The following is a 13,546-nucleotide window of genomic DNA, read 5'->3' on the forward strand; positions in this document are numbered from 1 at the left end:
AACAAGTCATGAATCTACCTGCAAATTTTCTAGTAAAAATGAAGAATCTTTTAAAAAATGAGTATGAAGATTTTTATAAAAGTTATTATGAACCAAAGAAGCAAGGTTTACGTGTGAACACATTAAAAATTTCGATAGATGATTTTTTGGAAAAAAGCCCCTTTAAATTAGAAAAAATACCTTGGGTAAAGGAAGGTTTTTTTTATCAAGATGAGGAACGACCAGGAAAGCATCCATATCATGAAGCTGGATTGTATTACATACAGGAGCCGAGTGCCATGGCCGTTGGGGAGATGGTGGATGCAAAACCGGGAGAGAAAGTGCTGGATTTATGTGCGGCCCCGGGTGGGAAAACGACACATATAGCTTCAAAAATGAATCAAGAAGGATTCCTGCTTGCGAATGAAATTCATCCGGCACGTGCTAAAATTCTTTCGCAAAACATTGAGCGGATGGGAATTAAAAATGCAGTCGTTACTAATGAAACACCTGCAAGACTGGCGGAAAGATTCCCAGATTATTTTGATCGAATTTTAGTCGATGCTCCGTGTTCAGGCGAAGGAATGTTTCGAAAAGATCAGGACGCATGTGATGAATGGAGTCTTGAAAATGTTGCTTTATGTGCTAGTCGTCAAGGCGATATTTTGGCCAATGCTGCAAATATGTTAAAACCAGGCGGCAGGCTTGTTTATTCTACTTGCACATTTTCTCCAGAAGAGAATGAAGGGGTCATCAGTCATTTCTTGAAAAATGATTCGAGGTTTAAACTTGAGAGAATTGAGGCTTATGAAGGTTTTGGAAAAGGGCGGGAAGACTGGATTCCGGACGCTGCTTCAGACATAGATAAAACTCTTCGACTCTGGCCCCATAAGTTACAGGGGGAAGGACACTATATCGCAGTTTTAACGAAGATAGATGGAGAAGAAGAGGGTAAGAGAAAATATGCCGAAGTGTTAAGGGACCAAAAAGTGTTGAAGGATTATACTCAGTTTGCAAAGGAAACTTTTATCAAACAACCACAAGGAGATTTTATTCTTTTCGGTGATCAATTATACATGCTTCCGAATGAGACACTCTCTTTAAAAAATTTGAAAGTGCTACGTCCTGGATGGCATTTAGGAACAAATAAAAAGAACCGATTCGAACCATCTCATGCGCTGGCTTTATCTTTAAAGGGAGAAGAAGTGAAGCATACATGGAATATTGCTTCTGATGAAATCGAATCCTATTTAAGAGGGGAATCCATATCTGCAAAAGGTTCTAAAGGCTGGTACTTAGTAGAAGTGGATGGCTTCTCTATCGGATGGGGAAAGCTTGCTGGAGATATGTTAAAAAATCACTATCCGAAAGGTTTAAGGTGGGTAGGGAAGTAGTTTTTAAAATATGAACAATCGGGAGTAATTCATCCGATATTGGTAAAAGGTTTGAGCGTATCGGAAGTAAAGCGTCTAAAATCGGTAATATGTCAGGCGAGATCGGTAATAAACAATGATGACTACACTATAAAAGAGGTCTTTCTTATTGAAAGACCTCTTTCGAATTCTAATGTGTTGTACCGCCAATTTCACGAATATCTTCATTTTCTTTGGCAGCAACCACAGCCGCTGTTTTAATGCCTTCCACAATAAGATCAAGACTTAAACTTGGAGCATTATTTCCAAGAGTTTGCTCCGGGATGAATGGAATATGGATAAATCCTCCTCGAATGTGAGGGGCGTTTTTTTCTAAATAATGCATGACCCCATAAAATAGATGATTGCATACGAATGTGCCTGCCGAATTAGAAACAGAAGCTGGAACACCTGCTTTCTTCATTTCATGGACAATACGTTTTATTGGTAGTGTAGTCCAATATGCGGCTGGACCATCCTGATGTATAGGCTCATCTATCGGCTGATTGTCTTTGTTATCAGGGATCCTAGCATCATCTATATTAATGGCGACACGCTCAGGAGTGACTTGAGTTCGACCACCTGCTTGTCCAACACAAATAACAATATCGGGATTATGCTGTTCGATTGCATGAATAACGACTTTAATTGATTCATGAAAGACGGTTGGAACCTCTTGGGCTACGATTTCAACTCCCTCAATAACTTTACCATCTAATTGCTTAACCGCTTCAAGTGCAGGATTTATTTTTTCACCACCAAAAGGATCGAAACCTGTGATTAAAACTTTTTTACCCATTGCTCGTACCTCCCATTAAACTTAAGACTAAATCTCATTATATGGGAGAAAATATCCTCAAACAATATAGAGGCGGTGTCCAAATTGAAAGAAAACTACAAAAGTAACCAACAAGATACATTCACTGTGGCAGGAACTAACATTGATGCTGTAAAAAGAGCAAACGAGCGCTCTGGCATGTCCTATAATGAAGTGAAAGAGTTGCTCGCGAAAACAACCGGAGGACGCGGGACTTGGATTTATAGTGACACTAATGTTGAAGAAGTAAAAAGAAAAAATCAGCAGGCGATGCAAAGAGATGAATAAATGAAAGTTCAAAATTCCCTAACACGTGGCACCTTCCTTTGAGGTGTCACACTTACAATTTTTCTCTTTAAAATTTTAAATCTGTAAAAAAGAATATAAAGCATTTATTTTTTATTAGAATTTTAGAGTAATATGGAAATTAGAGCGGTTGTTGAATTTGAATTAAGACATTACTTAATGTGAATAATTAACGAAGATTTAGGAGATAATATTGAAAAAAATGTAAAATCAGCATAAAATACAAATAATTAAATAGTTATCTAGAGTGGCTGAGAGATCTGGCTCAGGGACGCCACAGCAACCTGCTAAAAGTAAGGTGCTAATACCAGCAAAGCAATTGCTTTGGATGATAAAACGGAGTTAGAACCCTTTTGTATCCAATGCAGAAGGGTTCTTTTTATTCCGGGAGGAGGACAGCGATGGAATTAAACAACAATGAAAATGTGAAAAAAGTATCAGAAAAGAAAAAGGAGAAACCCAAAATGATGGAAGTAATAAAAGCAATGACTCCTGAAGAATTAGAGGCGTTTAAAAGGGAGCGTTACCAGAAGTTTATAAAACCGTTCTTGGATCAAAATGGTTCGCAGATTATTAAGAAAAAGAAAACATAGTTTCTTTATTTAATACTGCTCATAATTGAAATTCAATTATGAGCTTAGTTGTCTTTACAAAATAACAAAGGTTATAGGGTGTTTTTGTCGTAGTTATACATATATGCATGAAAGACTATACAATTTTTTGAGGAAGATACCGTGAAAACTATTTTGGTGTTTATAGGTTTTTCAGTATGTTAACTTTGCAGCCTGCACCTCAAGCAATCGTTATGCTTGATATTTAACCCGATTTCAAAAAATGTTTTAGAAACAATGAATTTTGGAGATTAGGGGGGTATTTGGAACATTAATAGGAAGTCTACTTTGGTAGTCTTTTCGGAAAGAGGTATAAAAATGTTAAACAATAAAATTACAGAACTTTTGAACATTGACTACCCCATTATTCAAGCGCCTATGGCTGGAGGAATATCGACAACAGCATTAGTATCTTCCGTTTCCAATTATGGTGGTCTTGGAATGATTGGGGCGGGCTATATGAATGCTATACAAACTCGAGACCAGATTAGGGAAGTGAGACAAACTACCTCAAACAATTTTGGAGTAAATCTATTTGTCCCAACTGAATTTCAGCGTTCAGATGAAAAAATACGTTTAGCTGATGATTTATTAAGTCCAATACGTGAGCAACTAGAAATTGAGAACAGTAAAATCTCCACTCCTACTTATGAAAGTCTTTTAGAATCATTCAATGCACAAGTAGATGTAGTTATTGAAGAAAAAGTTCCGATTTGTTCTTTTACATTCGGAATTCCTAATTTAGAAATCATTAATAGGTTAAAACAGCATAATATTATTGTAATCGGAACGGCCACAACTGTTAGTGAAGCTATTGAAATCGAACGAACTGGAATGGACTTGATTGTCGTTCAGGGAAGTGAGGCTGGCGGTCATCGTGGAACGTTCATTAATGATGGTCAGGAAAGTTTAGTCGGCTTAATGTCGCTAATTCCACAAGTTGTTGATAATGTTATGATTCCGGTGATTGCCGCAGGAGGGATTATGGACGGCAGAGGGTTAATCGCGTCCCTCTGTTTAGGAGCCAAAGGAGTGCAAATGGGTACCGCTTTTTTGACTTGCATGGAAAGTGGAGCACATGAACTGCACAAAGAAGCTATCCTTCATTCGTCCGAAGACCAAACCGTATTAACGCGTGCGTTTTCAGGCAAATGGGCAAGAGGCGTTAAAAATAAGTTTATCAAGGATTTACATGAAGACGAAAGAGCATTACCGGACTTCCCCATTCAAAATTCTTTAACCCAAGATATTAGAAAAGCTGCTTCTCTACAAAACAATCGAGATTTCATGTCATTGTGGTCCGGTCAAAGCCCAAGATTAGCTAAAAATCAATCAGTTGAAATGTTAATGAAAAAGATAGTGGATGAAGCGATAAAAATAAAAAATAGTTAATAATATTTTCATCGTAATTTCATTTTTATAACCTATACTAACAATGAAATTTAATTCATATGCTAGGGGTTTTAAAAATGAACACAAAGACGAATGCTAGTAAAAACACCCTTTTATCCAGATATATTCCAAATCCAAAAGATCGGAAAGTCATCGTTGTTAGTTTTATTATTACTATTTGTTTATTTTTGATTGCACTTTTACTCATATCCTTAAATCATCAACAGCTCATGATGCAAGAGTACAAACATTATAAGGAATTTTTTAAACAATTTGGATCAATTTCAAGAATCATATATTTTGCCGTTTTGGCTATTTACCCTGTGTTTCTTTTACTAAAATGGAAACGTCTGAAAACGATAGAGTGGGGGAAATTTCAATTAAAAAGCTTTATTCAGCTTCTTGGGAAGTTAGTGAGAAAGTGGCACGTACCCCTTGCGATAGCAGCAACTGGAGTGGCATTGATTCATGGCTATTTAGCGATAATACGGGGATTTAAATGGGACTTTACAAATATAAGTGGCATCATTTCGATGATAATCTTAGTTTTTCTACTTTTTATGGGCGTTAAGCGATTTAAACGGAAAGATAATAAATGGCATTTCAAATTGGCCATTGCATTTCTCCTATTATTTATGATTCATGCTTCATTTTAAATGAATGAAAAGAAGAGTATCACATGGTAACGAATCCTTATGTGATATTCTCTTTTTCATGTCCTTTACGATAACGTCTTTACCAGGTAATGATAAAGGTGATGGTTAATCGTAATGGTTTTCTTATAAATAAAACCAAGTCGCTCATACAGCTTACACGCTTTATAATTCGATTCTTCTACATTTAAAGAAAAAGTAGCAAAGCCTTGTTCATTTGCATAGGTAGTCATTGATTGGATTAGCTCCGTTCCAAACCCTTTTCCTCCAAATTGTGGATTCACACTTAATGTATCTAAATAGAAATCTGTTTCATCCGCTTCTTGATCAAAGTAAGCTTCCTTTCCAGTTTTCTCCTCAATATGAGTGCGAATGGGCTCATCAAGTTCGTAAGCATCTTTTCCGTGGTAGGCGACAATAATGCCAACAGGGATATCATCAACTGTTTTTACAAAGCAATTTCGATAACTTAATCTATTTTTTTCTTGAATAAAATAGTTTCCTAACTGTTCTAATACATTCTCTTTTTGTTTTTCCCCGGTCAATGCGTGGGCTATATCATGTATCGCATCATAAATAAGGACGGCTGCCTCTTGATAATCTCGTTTTTGTGCCTGTCTAATCATGGTGGTTGCACTCCTATTTTCTATTAACGAATACTCTTATTATACCTAATCTTTCAGAAAAACACCGGAAGCTGGATTTCACGAGCCAAAAAAAAGCTATCAGCGTAAGACCGACAGCTTCATCTTGTTCCTTCCATTCAGTGGATGAGAAAAAAATTTTTTTAGAGGGTCAAAATGAGTGGGTTAAGTTGTAATGTTACGCAGTTTTCGTTCGTGTTGTAAGTTCTTGCTTGCTAAGAGTCGACCGTTTTTTGAGTCTCTTGTAATTCAATTCGGAAGACGTCTAGCTTTTTCTCCAAGCGATCGAATCGATCTTCAAATCTAGCTTCCATGTTTTCCATGCGTCCATTCAATGTAGCTTCCAAATTATCCATACGAGAGTCTAGTTTATCCATACGGGTGTTTAGTCCGTCTTCTATTTTCTCCAACTTTACATCAATTTGCTCTGAATAAAGCTTTAACACATTTAAAATTTCTTGAACTCCTGAATTCTCCAATTATTTCACCACCTTTCACATTAGAGATAGTCTACCATAATGCTTGTACGAAAAGTTTAGAACCGCAAAGGAATTTCGGTACTTGCATGGAAATATATACATATCAATAAAACGGAAGGTTGATATACATGAAACATCCATTTCAAACAGCAGGCGATTGGATTAAACGCAATGCACGTCCTTTAGAAGCGGCAAGATGGGAATATTTGTTTGAAGGGGGTTCTCGGGATCACCTCATTCGCTATTTAGTTGCTTATCAAAACGAAGATGGTGGTTTTGGACACGGGATTGAACCTGATTTTTGGTTGCCATCTTCTTCTCCGATGGCAACTTGGACAGCAGGGCAATTGTTAATGGAAATCGGTGAAAATGAAAAGGAAGAAATCGTTGAAAAAATGCTCAAGTATTTAGCGACTAACGTTAACATTGAAACAGGTATGTGGGAGTCAGTACTTCAGGAAAACAATCAATATCCACATGCTCCTTGGTGGCACTGGAACGAAGGAGTGCAAAATAATTGGATGTTTAACCCTAGCGTTGAATTAGCTGCATATCTTATCCATTGGTCTCCTGAGCATCATGAGGCTGCACAGATTGGTTGGAATTCTATTGAAAAAGCAGTAGAGCGATTAATGAATGCAAATGAAATGGACAGGCATGAAGTCAATAATTATCAACAGTTTTTAAAGGTTATGGAATCTAAAAAAGAAACATTTTATACGAAAGTTGGCCGAGATTTGAGTGAAGTTTCCGATAAAACCATGACACTTGCAGCTAAATGTATTGATCGCGATGTTTCAACATGGTCATCAGGCTATAAAGTTCTTCCGTTAGATATCATCGATAGTCCGAAGCATCCTCTGTATTGCGAATTTAGGACCTTAGTGGAGAGGAATCTCCAATTTTTCGAAGATGAGGTGTCGGAGGAAGGGATTTGGGATATTCCATGGAACTGGGGAAGTTATCCAGAGGAATTTCCGATTGCAAGGAGATATTGGCAAGGAATCCTTGCGGTTAATAGATATAAAACATTGAAGACGTTTGAGTATATTTAACGAACACCCCTTCTTTTTGTTAGAAAGAAGGGGAATTTCTCGACATTAAAAGAATTTCGTTAGCCCAAGAATCAAATTGATCAATACTCCAATATGCATAATATCAAATAATACAATGATATGGTTGAATTGGGAACGCATTTCATCGTCCAGCCCTTTTCCCACTTCTAAATTTCTGTTTAACTGCTTTCCTATTTTACCCATGCGCGGACCGATATAGAAGAAAAAGCCTAAGAGGGCGATAAGCATAATATATTGCTTCAATCCAATCCATGACCAGCTAAGGAAAATATAATTATGCATAATCGTCATGATGATTCCCGTTATGAGTATCGTTAATACTGATGTTAAAAAGAAAGGAACTGTACTTAACATTAATTTTAGCATCGATGCTTCCAACTCCGTACCTTTGGCTTTACGAATTCCTCCTACGATAAAGAAGCGTTCATACAATGCCCCTCCAAGCCAACAACAAACTGCAATTAGATGAAGAATTAATAAAAACGTAAACATAGGTCTTCCCTCCTAATGTGGATAAATAATATTTATATATGAATAGTTTGAGTAGGTTAGAATGGGGAGAAAAGGTATGGCGCAAATATTTTTGGAGTGGTATTAAGTGGATATTTATGGTATAATATTTACAATTGAATAGTTATCAAGAGTGGTCGAGAGAACTGGCTCAAAGACACCACAGCAACCTGCTTTTTAAGTAAGGTGCTAATACCAGCAAAGCACATGCTTTGGTTGATAAAACGGAGACAGAACCTCTTTTCGGCATTCAATGCAGAAAGGAGGTCTTATTTTTGGCGAAGGAAAGAATATGATAAAGAGTGGAAAAGTCGTTTTAAAAGTTATAGCAGATGAACTTGGAATAATGAGAGCTCACACAGCATATTTAAGATGAAAACAAATAGCTATGGGCAATATCATATCATGATGACGCCTTCGAGATTAGATTTGGAGCAGGAGCTTCATGTATCAAAAGATGAGGAACACGAGGGTATCATCAATAAACTGATAATAGTACGGGAAGTATCATTTTGAGAATAAAAAGGGGGAATATTCGTATCTTCGGAAAACATTAAACTCATGACTATAAGACGTCTACAGCATAGAGAAATTAGGGATAATTAATAAGGGGATGGGTTATTATGAGTAATCTCGTATTTGTTTATGGTACGTTAAGGAGAAACGAAAGAAACCATCATTTGTTAAATGGGGCTACCTGTATTGCAGAACAGGCTTGGACAAATGGAATCTTGTTTAATACAGACAATGGCTACCCTATTTTGAAAAATATTAATGATATAGATGTTGTTTATGGTGAATTGTATGAAGTGGATGATAATCAACTTGCTAGATTAGATGAATTGGAAGGTTACTACGGAGAAGGAAAAATTAATTTTTATGATAGAGTTGTAAAAACCATTTTTACAGATAAAGAAATTTACCATGCATTCGTTTATGTCATGACCGAACAACAAACGGATATGCTTCGTGTCAAAGTAGAGCATGAAGACTGGAAAGTACAGAACTTTATCAAGCAGAATCACTTTCTGTATTTTGCTTACGGAAGCTGTATGGATGATAAGCGTTTTAAAATAGCGGGAGAAGACCATCATTTTGAGAAATTGGTCGGCCTTGGTGTTTTGGATGGTTATTCTCTGGGCTTTACTGTACGGTTTTCAGATGGAGGTAGAGCTGATATTCTAGAAACAGGCGGTGTCGTTGAAGGAAAAGCTTATGAAATTACCTCTGATGCTGTTCCTTATCTTTTTCGAAGAGAAGGGGTTGGCGACCGTCTTTACCGTCCAGCCATCATAGAGATTAAGATTAATGGAATGGTAAAAGAAGCATTAACTTTTATTGTTGTGCAAAAGGAGGAAGAACTAGCACCACCTGATCATTATTCCGAGGAGATTTTGCGAGGTGGTGAGGGTACGTTAAGTCTCGATTATTTGGAAAAGATAAAAGAAAAAGTGATTTACCTAAAAGGTAAGGAATCGATTGTTTAGCTTTCATCAATATAAGCCAAAACTAATGGAAACATACGATGTCTATTGGTTTTGGTTTTTCTTTTGTGTTTTTAGGCAATCAAAAAGTCTTGTTAATTAGGAAGGTAGCTGCGCTCTTCTTTTCCTATCTTTCTATTCATCAGTATGATTTTCATTTCAATTGAATAATCCTTATTATAGGCATTAACATTTGAGACCCTTTTATTTTATAAAAAAGGTTGTCCAATAAAAAAATGTAAGGAGATTTTTCAAATGGAAAATAAGACGATTATTGAATTAGGTGATTTGCAAATACGGTCAATGGATAGAGGCTCTTTCGTTAATATGAGCAGGGCAATTCAGCATGGCAACTTTGTTTTCAATCATCGTAGTGAGGGATTTGGTGAGCAAAGTGGTGATGGCATCCTAAAGCATTTTACTGTTTCAGTCGTAGAGGATTCCGATTTTATTGATTCCCTTATTTGGAGGATATAACACTCTATAAAATCTGAAGCATTTCGTGTTGGATATATCCTCATTCAAGTTACAAACAGGAGTCCTCCCTGAATTTTAGTTCAAATTACCTTTTTATTAATACAGTGATGCAATCATTACACTGATACATTCCCGAAGCATTGGAATTCTTTTGGTTTTATCTCATAAAAAATAAGACTTTGTAATATAATCACTAAAAGAGGAAGGGAGGATGAAATGGTATTTGGACCTGTAGTTATAAACGTGTTGGGTTTTAAAATAAATGCCATGGATCGAAATGCCTCACTAAACTTTGCAGCTTCTCCGCGTATAGATACCTTCTTAACGAATAAACAAAATTACGGTTTTGGGGAAGAAAACGGGGATTTTGTCATCAATAATGTACCTCTCAATCTTGTCAATGATATGGATGTCAATGACAATAATGCACAGAAGACAAGTATAGTCTAGATTTACCATTCGCTCACGAACGTGGTGAAAGCGAATGGTAAAAATAGGCCATGAACATATCAAGAGAAATTACCAAACCTATGTAGAACTTTTATACACAGGTCAGGCTATCGATGGCTAGTATGCTACCCTTAGAAAAACAGATTATTTTTTTATCATCTGTCTATCTAAGGTGAAGCATATCTATGTCCGGATAGTCTCTTTTTTTTGTTGCGATAGCAATAAAATCCGTATTAACAAGGGTTTGGACGATACGTGCACGGTACGTACCACGATACGTGGACAAAAAGAAAAAGAAAAAGAAAAAGAAAAAGAATAACTACCACTACATGGTCGTCGTGGTTAGTGATTAATTTAAGAATTTTTATACAGGGTGTCCTTTTTTACGTCTGCCTCCTATATAGAAGGTGAAAGTGAGGTGAGGCAAATGGCACAGGGGATTTTGAAGTCAAGCAGTTTAAAAGTTGTTTTTGATTACGGAGTTGACGAGCATAACAAGCCAATCTTCAAAACAAAGACGTTAAATCGCATTCGTCGAAACTCTACAGCAGATGAGCTTTACAGCGCTGCTACAGCAATTGGCTCCTTATCGAAAGAACCAATTTGGGCAATTGAAAGAAATGATAGTTACGAGATTGGTGAGTAAAAGCGAAATTAGTAGAAAGTGAGGTGAGAAGGAATGAAGGTATTAGAGCTTAACTTTTTATCAGCAGAGGGAAAAACTTCGAAATTGACCGTTGATCAGCCGCTTGAGCCAGTAAATCCTGCACAAGTAAAAGAGGCAATGGAAAACATCATCGCTTCTAACGTTTTCGTCGACACGGATGGCAATCCGTTTGTTGAGGCCAAGTCAGCACGACTCGTTGAAAGAAACGTTGAGGAAATCGACATAGATTTTGAATAATTACAATAGGTTGACTCGAGTGTGGGTCAGCCTATCTTGTCTATAAATAAAGAAAGGAGTTGACCCAAAAGTGGAACAAATTCTCCCATTCCTAAGTGAGGTTGGTTTTCCGGCACTCGTAACCTTCTACTTACTGTACCGGATCGAAACAAAACTGGAAGCCGTCCTTCAAACCCTGCAAAGCCTTCCAGAGCAAATGCAGAAAATGAGGGAATGAGTTATTGGGAAGGAACAGCCTGCCGTTTAGGGCAGGCGTTAAGTTCTTAATAACAGGGTCGAATTTGAAAGTGGAAATTTTTCAAGCTAGATAGATGTAAACATGGGTAATAGGCTTGCCTTTCCCCAAAATACCCATTTTTAAAAAAGTATTAAAAATACTAATTGTAAAATTTAATCTATACATTTTAGTTTTGTACGTAATGATACGGACTTTTAGATAGGATTATTCAAGTTCCCGTTAGCGGAATTCTCTCTATGATTAACTCAAAATAAGTTCTTTGTCTACAATTCCTCCACCGAAAGTGATTTGATATCCGTTAATATCCCGAATGGTAACCTCGCTCCAAAATTCATCATAATTAGGCCCTCTAACGATGGTAACCTTTTTATCTATGAACTCACTAGTTAGCAAATCTACGGCATTAGTATAACAGTACACATCAAAATATTGTTCCTGATAACTAGAGCTAATTGGTTTCACCTCATCCTCATGTCTCGCTTCAACGAGAATGAGAGTCAATTTACCTCTCGAAACATGATGATGTGGTACTTTCTCACCAATCACTTCATGTTTGAAGCCTAATTCTGAATAAAACTGAATGGTTTGTTCCAAATTTTTGACTAGCAAGACGAAAGAAGATCCATTGATGTTGATTTCTGTCATTAAGCACACTCCTAATAGAATATTTTCATTCATGTTATATTCGCTAATAATTAACCGTTTCCTTCTTTTTTACATTACTCAACACAACTTTCCGATAGGTGAACAAAGCTGCTAATCATCCTTGTAGTAGCCTCATGAACAGTTAATAAAGCGTCAGAACATAATCAAAAAGGAGTCGCTGATTGGCGTACTCCTTCTTGAATCTAAAACCGTTAGATTCTAATCGGTATTCTCAGAACGCTTATACGGAATCCTGCCAGACATGAAACTTATTACCATCTGGATCTTTAAACCAAAATTTTAAACCACATCCGCCAAAATCTTCAATAGGTTCAACGCAAATTCCACTCATAGTTAAGGATCGATGCAATGTGGAAATATCTTCTGTTTCAAAAGTGAATGGGGATATCACGCTCCCGTCTCCTCCTACGAAATTCGATGTTTGGCCAGGAGACCTAGAAAGGAACATCCACATTCCATTACCAAGTAACATAACATCTCCTCCAGGACTCACCCTGTTTAAACCTAAGTGTTTTTCATACCAATCCGCTGCTTCTTTGGGATCAGCAACTGGGATGTAAATACAATTGACTGCTTTTAATAATGGTTGCATAACAATTTTCTCTTCTACTGCTTCATCCTTTTCACTCATAACGCTTTTCTCCATTTCTTTTGGAATAGCTTCTCATTTTCATTCACTTTCTTCTTTTTATTCATGCTTAAACAATTAAGGTTGCCAAATTTCCCACATGTTCCCATCAGGGTCAGCGAATGTTATATTTGGACCGCAAGTCACCCGTTCGCCAATAATGTTCACTCCATTTTCCTTAAAACGTTCGAACAGTTCTTGGATATGCGGGGTAATGAAACAGCCAACCGCATGCCGTTTACCCCCGTCCAGTGTCCACGAAAAACCTAACCGCCCGCCTTCTTCCGCCGACTCGTGAAGGAACAAAGCAGGTATCGTACACGTAGCTGGGTCTGAAGTGTTTCCGTCTGCTTCGAAAAACCTCATGATGGCCATTTTCATTCCAGGTTCAACTTCATGGTTGTCCGCAGGTTGGCACCCTAAATTTTTCTGATACCATTTTACTGACTCATAGACGTCGCTGACTGGAACATAAATACAAGTCATTCCTGTAATATCTCGTAATCTTTTTTCTACTTTGGTTTCTTCATTTGTTTGCATACTCCATCTCCTCTCCGTAATGTGGTAAATAATCTATAATTATCTTCTGTTTATAAAAAACGTTTTCCTGCTATTTTTTTTAAAAAAAGAGGATTTTGCGAATATATTTAAGTATATTTTTTTACAATCTAAAATAACGTGTGGTAGGGTTTTAATGAAGGTACACAAGAAGTCACCTAAAAGTGAATTCGGTGTACCTTTTCTTATGGAAACTGTGACTAATATCCTTATGCAAACCAGCAATCTTAGTTACAAATACCTAAAATGAAAATTAATAAAG

At 36.8% G+C, this 13,546-nt stretch carries 19 protein-coding genes and 2 riboswitches; of the genes, 12 read left to right on the forward strand and 7 right to left on the reverse strand.

Going from position 1 to position 13,546, the window contains the following annotated elements; genetic code table 11:
- Positions 1–8: 8 nt before the first annotated feature.
- A complete protein-coding gene (locus tag MT489_RS12645; RefSeq protein ID WP_244681926.1) occupies positions 9–1,373 on the forward strand; it encodes an RsmF rRNA methyltransferase first C-terminal domain-containing protein in 1,365 nt (454 codons plus the stop codon).
- Between the two features lie 169 nt (positions 1,374–1,542).
- Here MT489_RS12645 and pcp read toward each other — a convergent pair whose 3' ends face one another.
- Positions 1,543–2,190 (reverse strand): pyroglutamyl-peptidase I, encoded by a 648-nt coding sequence (gene pcp / locus MT489_RS12650; RefSeq protein WP_244681927.1) that lies wholly within the window; start codon positions 2,188–2,190, stop codon positions 1,543–1,545.
- An 84-nt stretch (positions 2,191–2,274) separates the two neighbouring features.
- Here pcp and MT489_RS12655 point away from each other — a divergent pair, with 84 nt between their 5' ends.
- The 4 genes from MT489_RS12655 to MT489_RS12670 all read left to right on the forward strand — a co-directional run bounded on the left by MT489_RS12655 (position 2,275) and on the right by MT489_RS12670 (position 5,173).
- Positions 2,275–2,496 (forward strand): gamma-type small acid-soluble spore protein, encoded by a 222-nt coding sequence (locus MT489_RS12655; RefSeq protein WP_244681928.1) that lies wholly within the window; start codon positions 2,275–2,277, stop codon positions 2,494–2,496.
- Positions 2,497–2,749: 253 nt separating this feature from the next.
- A riboswitch (SAM riboswitch) is annotated at positions 2,750–2,852 on the forward strand.
- A gap of 63 nt (positions 2,853–2,915) precedes the next feature.
- Positions 2,916–3,107 (forward strand): hypothetical protein, encoded by a 192-nt coding sequence (locus tag MT489_RS12660; protein WP_244681929.1) that lies wholly within the window; start codon positions 2,916–2,918, stop codon positions 3,105–3,107.
- 336 nt (positions 3,108–3,443) lie between these two features.
- A complete protein-coding gene (locus tag MT489_RS12665) occupies positions 3,444–4,517 on the forward strand; it encodes an NAD(P)H-dependent flavin oxidoreductase (protein ID WP_244681930.1) in 1,074 nt (357 codons plus the stop codon).
- 77 nt (positions 4,518–4,594) lie between these two features.
- Positions 4,595–5,173 carry a hypothetical protein gene (locus MT489_RS12670; RefSeq protein WP_244681931.1) on the forward strand — a complete coding sequence of 193 codons (579 nt, stop codon included), beginning with the start codon at positions 4,595–4,597 and terminating at the stop codon, positions 5,171–5,173.
- Positions 5,174–5,238: 65 nt separating this feature from the next.
- Here MT489_RS12670 and MT489_RS12675 read toward each other — a convergent pair whose 3' ends face one another.
- Complete coding sequence (locus tag MT489_RS12675; RefSeq protein ID WP_244681932.1) at positions 5,239–5,796, reverse strand: GNAT family N-acetyltransferase; 558 nt, start codon at positions 5,794–5,796, stop codon at positions 5,239–5,241.
- A 233-nt stretch (positions 5,797–6,029) separates the two neighbouring features.
- Positions 6,030–6,293, reverse strand: coding sequence for a hypothetical protein (locus MT489_RS12680; protein ID WP_244681933.1), 264 nt, complete (start codon positions 6,291–6,293; stop codon positions 6,030–6,032).
- Between the two features lie 128 nt (positions 6,294–6,421).
- Between MT489_RS12680 and MT489_RS12685 the strand changes: the two genes are divergently transcribed.
- The gene (locus tag MT489_RS12685; protein WP_244681934.1) at positions 6,422–7,348 is read left to right on the forward strand and encodes a prenyltransferase/squalene oxidase repeat-containing protein; all 927 of its coding nucleotides are present in this window, start codon (positions 6,422–6,424) and stop codon (positions 7,346–7,348) included.
- Between the two features lie 45 nt (positions 7,349–7,393).
- Here MT489_RS12685 and MT489_RS12690 read toward each other — a convergent pair whose 3' ends face one another.
- Positions 7,394–7,861: a DUF2269 family protein gene (locus MT489_RS12690; protein ID WP_244681935.1), complete on the reverse strand. Its 468-nt coding sequence runs from the start codon at positions 7,859–7,861 to the stop codon at positions 7,394–7,396.
- 139 nt (positions 7,862–8,000) lie between these two features.
- A riboswitch (SAM riboswitch) is annotated at positions 8,001–8,105 on the forward strand.
- A gap of 397 nt (positions 8,106–8,502) precedes the next feature.
- Between MT489_RS12690 and MT489_RS12695 the strand changes: the two genes are divergently transcribed.
- The 6 genes from MT489_RS12695 to MT489_RS12720 all read left to right on the forward strand — a co-directional run bounded on the left by MT489_RS12695 (position 8,503) and on the right by MT489_RS12720 (position 11,411).
- The gene (locus tag MT489_RS12695) at positions 8,503–9,366 is read left to right on the forward strand and encodes a gamma-glutamylcyclotransferase family protein (protein WP_244681936.1); all 864 of its coding nucleotides are present in this window, start codon (positions 8,503–8,505) and stop codon (positions 9,364–9,366) included.
- 252 nt (positions 9,367–9,618) lie between these two features.
- On the forward strand, positions 9,619–9,840 hold the full coding sequence (locus tag MT489_RS12700) for a hypothetical protein (protein WP_244681937.1): 222 nt from the start codon (positions 9,619–9,621) through the stop codon (positions 9,838–9,840).
- Between the two features lie 216 nt (positions 9,841–10,056).
- Positions 10,057–10,290, forward strand: coding sequence for a hypothetical protein (locus MT489_RS12705; RefSeq protein ID WP_244681938.1), 234 nt, complete (start codon positions 10,057–10,059; stop codon positions 10,288–10,290).
- A 427-nt stretch (positions 10,291–10,717) separates the two neighbouring features.
- Positions 10,718–10,936: a DUF1659 domain-containing protein gene (locus tag MT489_RS12710; protein ID WP_244681939.1), complete on the forward strand. Its 219-nt coding sequence runs from the start codon at positions 10,718–10,720 to the stop codon at positions 10,934–10,936.
- 33 nt (positions 10,937–10,969) lie between these two features.
- Positions 10,970–11,194, forward strand: a complete 225-nt coding sequence (locus tag MT489_RS12715) for a DUF2922 domain-containing protein (RefSeq protein WP_244681940.1) — start codon at positions 10,970–10,972, stop codon at positions 11,192–11,194.
- A gap of 70 nt (positions 11,195–11,264) precedes the next feature.
- Positions 11,265–11,411: a YvrJ family protein gene (locus MT489_RS12720; RefSeq protein ID WP_244681941.1), complete on the forward strand. Its 147-nt coding sequence runs from the start codon at positions 11,265–11,267 to the stop codon at positions 11,409–11,411.
- 261 nt (positions 11,412–11,672) lie between these two features.
- Here MT489_RS12720 and MT489_RS12725 read toward each other — a convergent pair whose 3' ends face one another.
- The 3 genes from MT489_RS12725 to MT489_RS12735 all read right to left on the reverse strand — a co-directional run bounded on the left by MT489_RS12725 (position 11,673) and on the right by MT489_RS12735 (position 13,266).
- The gene (locus tag MT489_RS12725) at positions 11,673–12,077 is read right to left on the reverse strand and encodes a VOC family protein (RefSeq protein ID WP_244681942.1); all 405 of its coding nucleotides are present in this window, start codon (positions 12,075–12,077) and stop codon (positions 11,673–11,675) included.
- A 241-nt stretch (positions 12,078–12,318) separates the two neighbouring features.
- A complete protein-coding gene (locus MT489_RS12730) occupies positions 12,319–12,729 on the reverse strand; it encodes a VOC family protein (protein WP_244681943.1) in 411 nt (136 codons plus the stop codon).
- Positions 12,730–12,804: 75 nt separating this feature from the next.
- Entirely contained in the window at positions 12,805–13,266 is a 462-nt protein-coding gene (locus MT489_RS12735; protein WP_244681944.1) for a VOC family protein, read from the reverse strand.
- Between the last annotated feature and the right edge of the window lie 280 nt (positions 13,267–13,546).

The sequence above is a fragment of the Lederbergia wuyishanensis genome (assembly GCF_022900255.1).
GTDB lineage: Bacteria > Bacillota > Bacilli > Bacillales > Bacillaceae_C > Lederbergia > Lederbergia wuyishanensis.

What these genes read in the sequence shown, in the direction of transcription:
- MT489_RS12645 (WP_244681926.1), top strand. Translation starts at nt 9, where the DNA reads ATGAATCTACCTGCAAATTTTCTAGTAAAAATGAAGAATCTTTTAAAA.
- pcp (WP_244681927.1), bottom strand. Translation starts at nt 2,190, where the DNA reads ATGGGTAAAAAAGTTTTAATCACAGGTTTCGATCCTTTTGGTGGTGAA.
- MT489_RS12660 (WP_244681929.1), top strand. Translation starts at nt 2,916, where the DNA reads ATGGAATTAAACAACAATGAAAATGTGAAAAAAGTATCAGAAAAGAAA.
- MT489_RS12665 (WP_244681930.1), top strand. Translation starts at nt 3,444, where the DNA reads ATGTTAAACAATAAAATTACAGAACTTTTGAACATTGACTACCCCATT.
- MT489_RS12670 (WP_244681931.1), top strand. Translation starts at nt 4,595, where the DNA reads ATGAACACAAAGACGAATGCTAGTAAAAACACCCTTTTATCCAGATAT.
- MT489_RS12675 (WP_244681932.1), bottom strand. Translation starts at nt 5,796, where the DNA reads ATGATTAGACAGGCACAAAAACGAGATTATCAAGAGGCAGCCGTCCTT.
- MT489_RS12685 (WP_244681934.1), top strand. Translation starts at nt 6,422, where the DNA reads ATGAAACATCCATTTCAAACAGCAGGCGATTGGATTAAACGCAATGCA.
- MT489_RS12690 (WP_244681935.1), bottom strand. Translation starts at nt 7,861, where the DNA reads ATGTTTACGTTTTTATTAATTCTTCATCTAATTGCAGTTTGTTGTTGG.
- MT489_RS12695 (WP_244681936.1), top strand. Translation starts at nt 8,503, where the DNA reads ATGAGTAATCTCGTATTTGTTTATGGTACGTTAAGGAGAAACGAAAGA.
- MT489_RS12700 (WP_244681937.1), top strand. Translation starts at nt 9,619, where the DNA reads ATGGAAAATAAGACGATTATTGAATTAGGTGATTTGCAAATACGGTCA.
- MT489_RS12705 (WP_244681938.1), top strand. Translation starts at nt 10,057, where the DNA reads ATGGTATTTGGACCTGTAGTTATAAACGTGTTGGGTTTTAAAATAAAT.
- MT489_RS12710 (WP_244681939.1), top strand. Translation starts at nt 10,718, where the DNA reads ATGGCACAGGGGATTTTGAAGTCAAGCAGTTTAAAAGTTGTTTTTGAT.
- MT489_RS12715 (WP_244681940.1), top strand. Translation starts at nt 10,970, where the DNA reads ATGAAGGTATTAGAGCTTAACTTTTTATCAGCAGAGGGAAAAACTTCG.
- MT489_RS12725 (WP_244681942.1), bottom strand. Translation starts at nt 12,077, where the DNA reads ATGACAGAAATCAACATCAATGGATCTTCTTTCGTCTTGCTAGTCAAA.
- MT489_RS12730 (WP_244681943.1), bottom strand. Translation starts at nt 12,729, where the DNA reads ATGAGTGAAAAGGATGAAGCAGTAGAAGAGAAAATTGTTATGCAACCA.
- MT489_RS12735 (WP_244681944.1), bottom strand. Translation starts at nt 13,266, where the DNA reads ATGCAAACAAATGAAGAAACCAAAGTAGAAAAAAGATTACGAGATATT.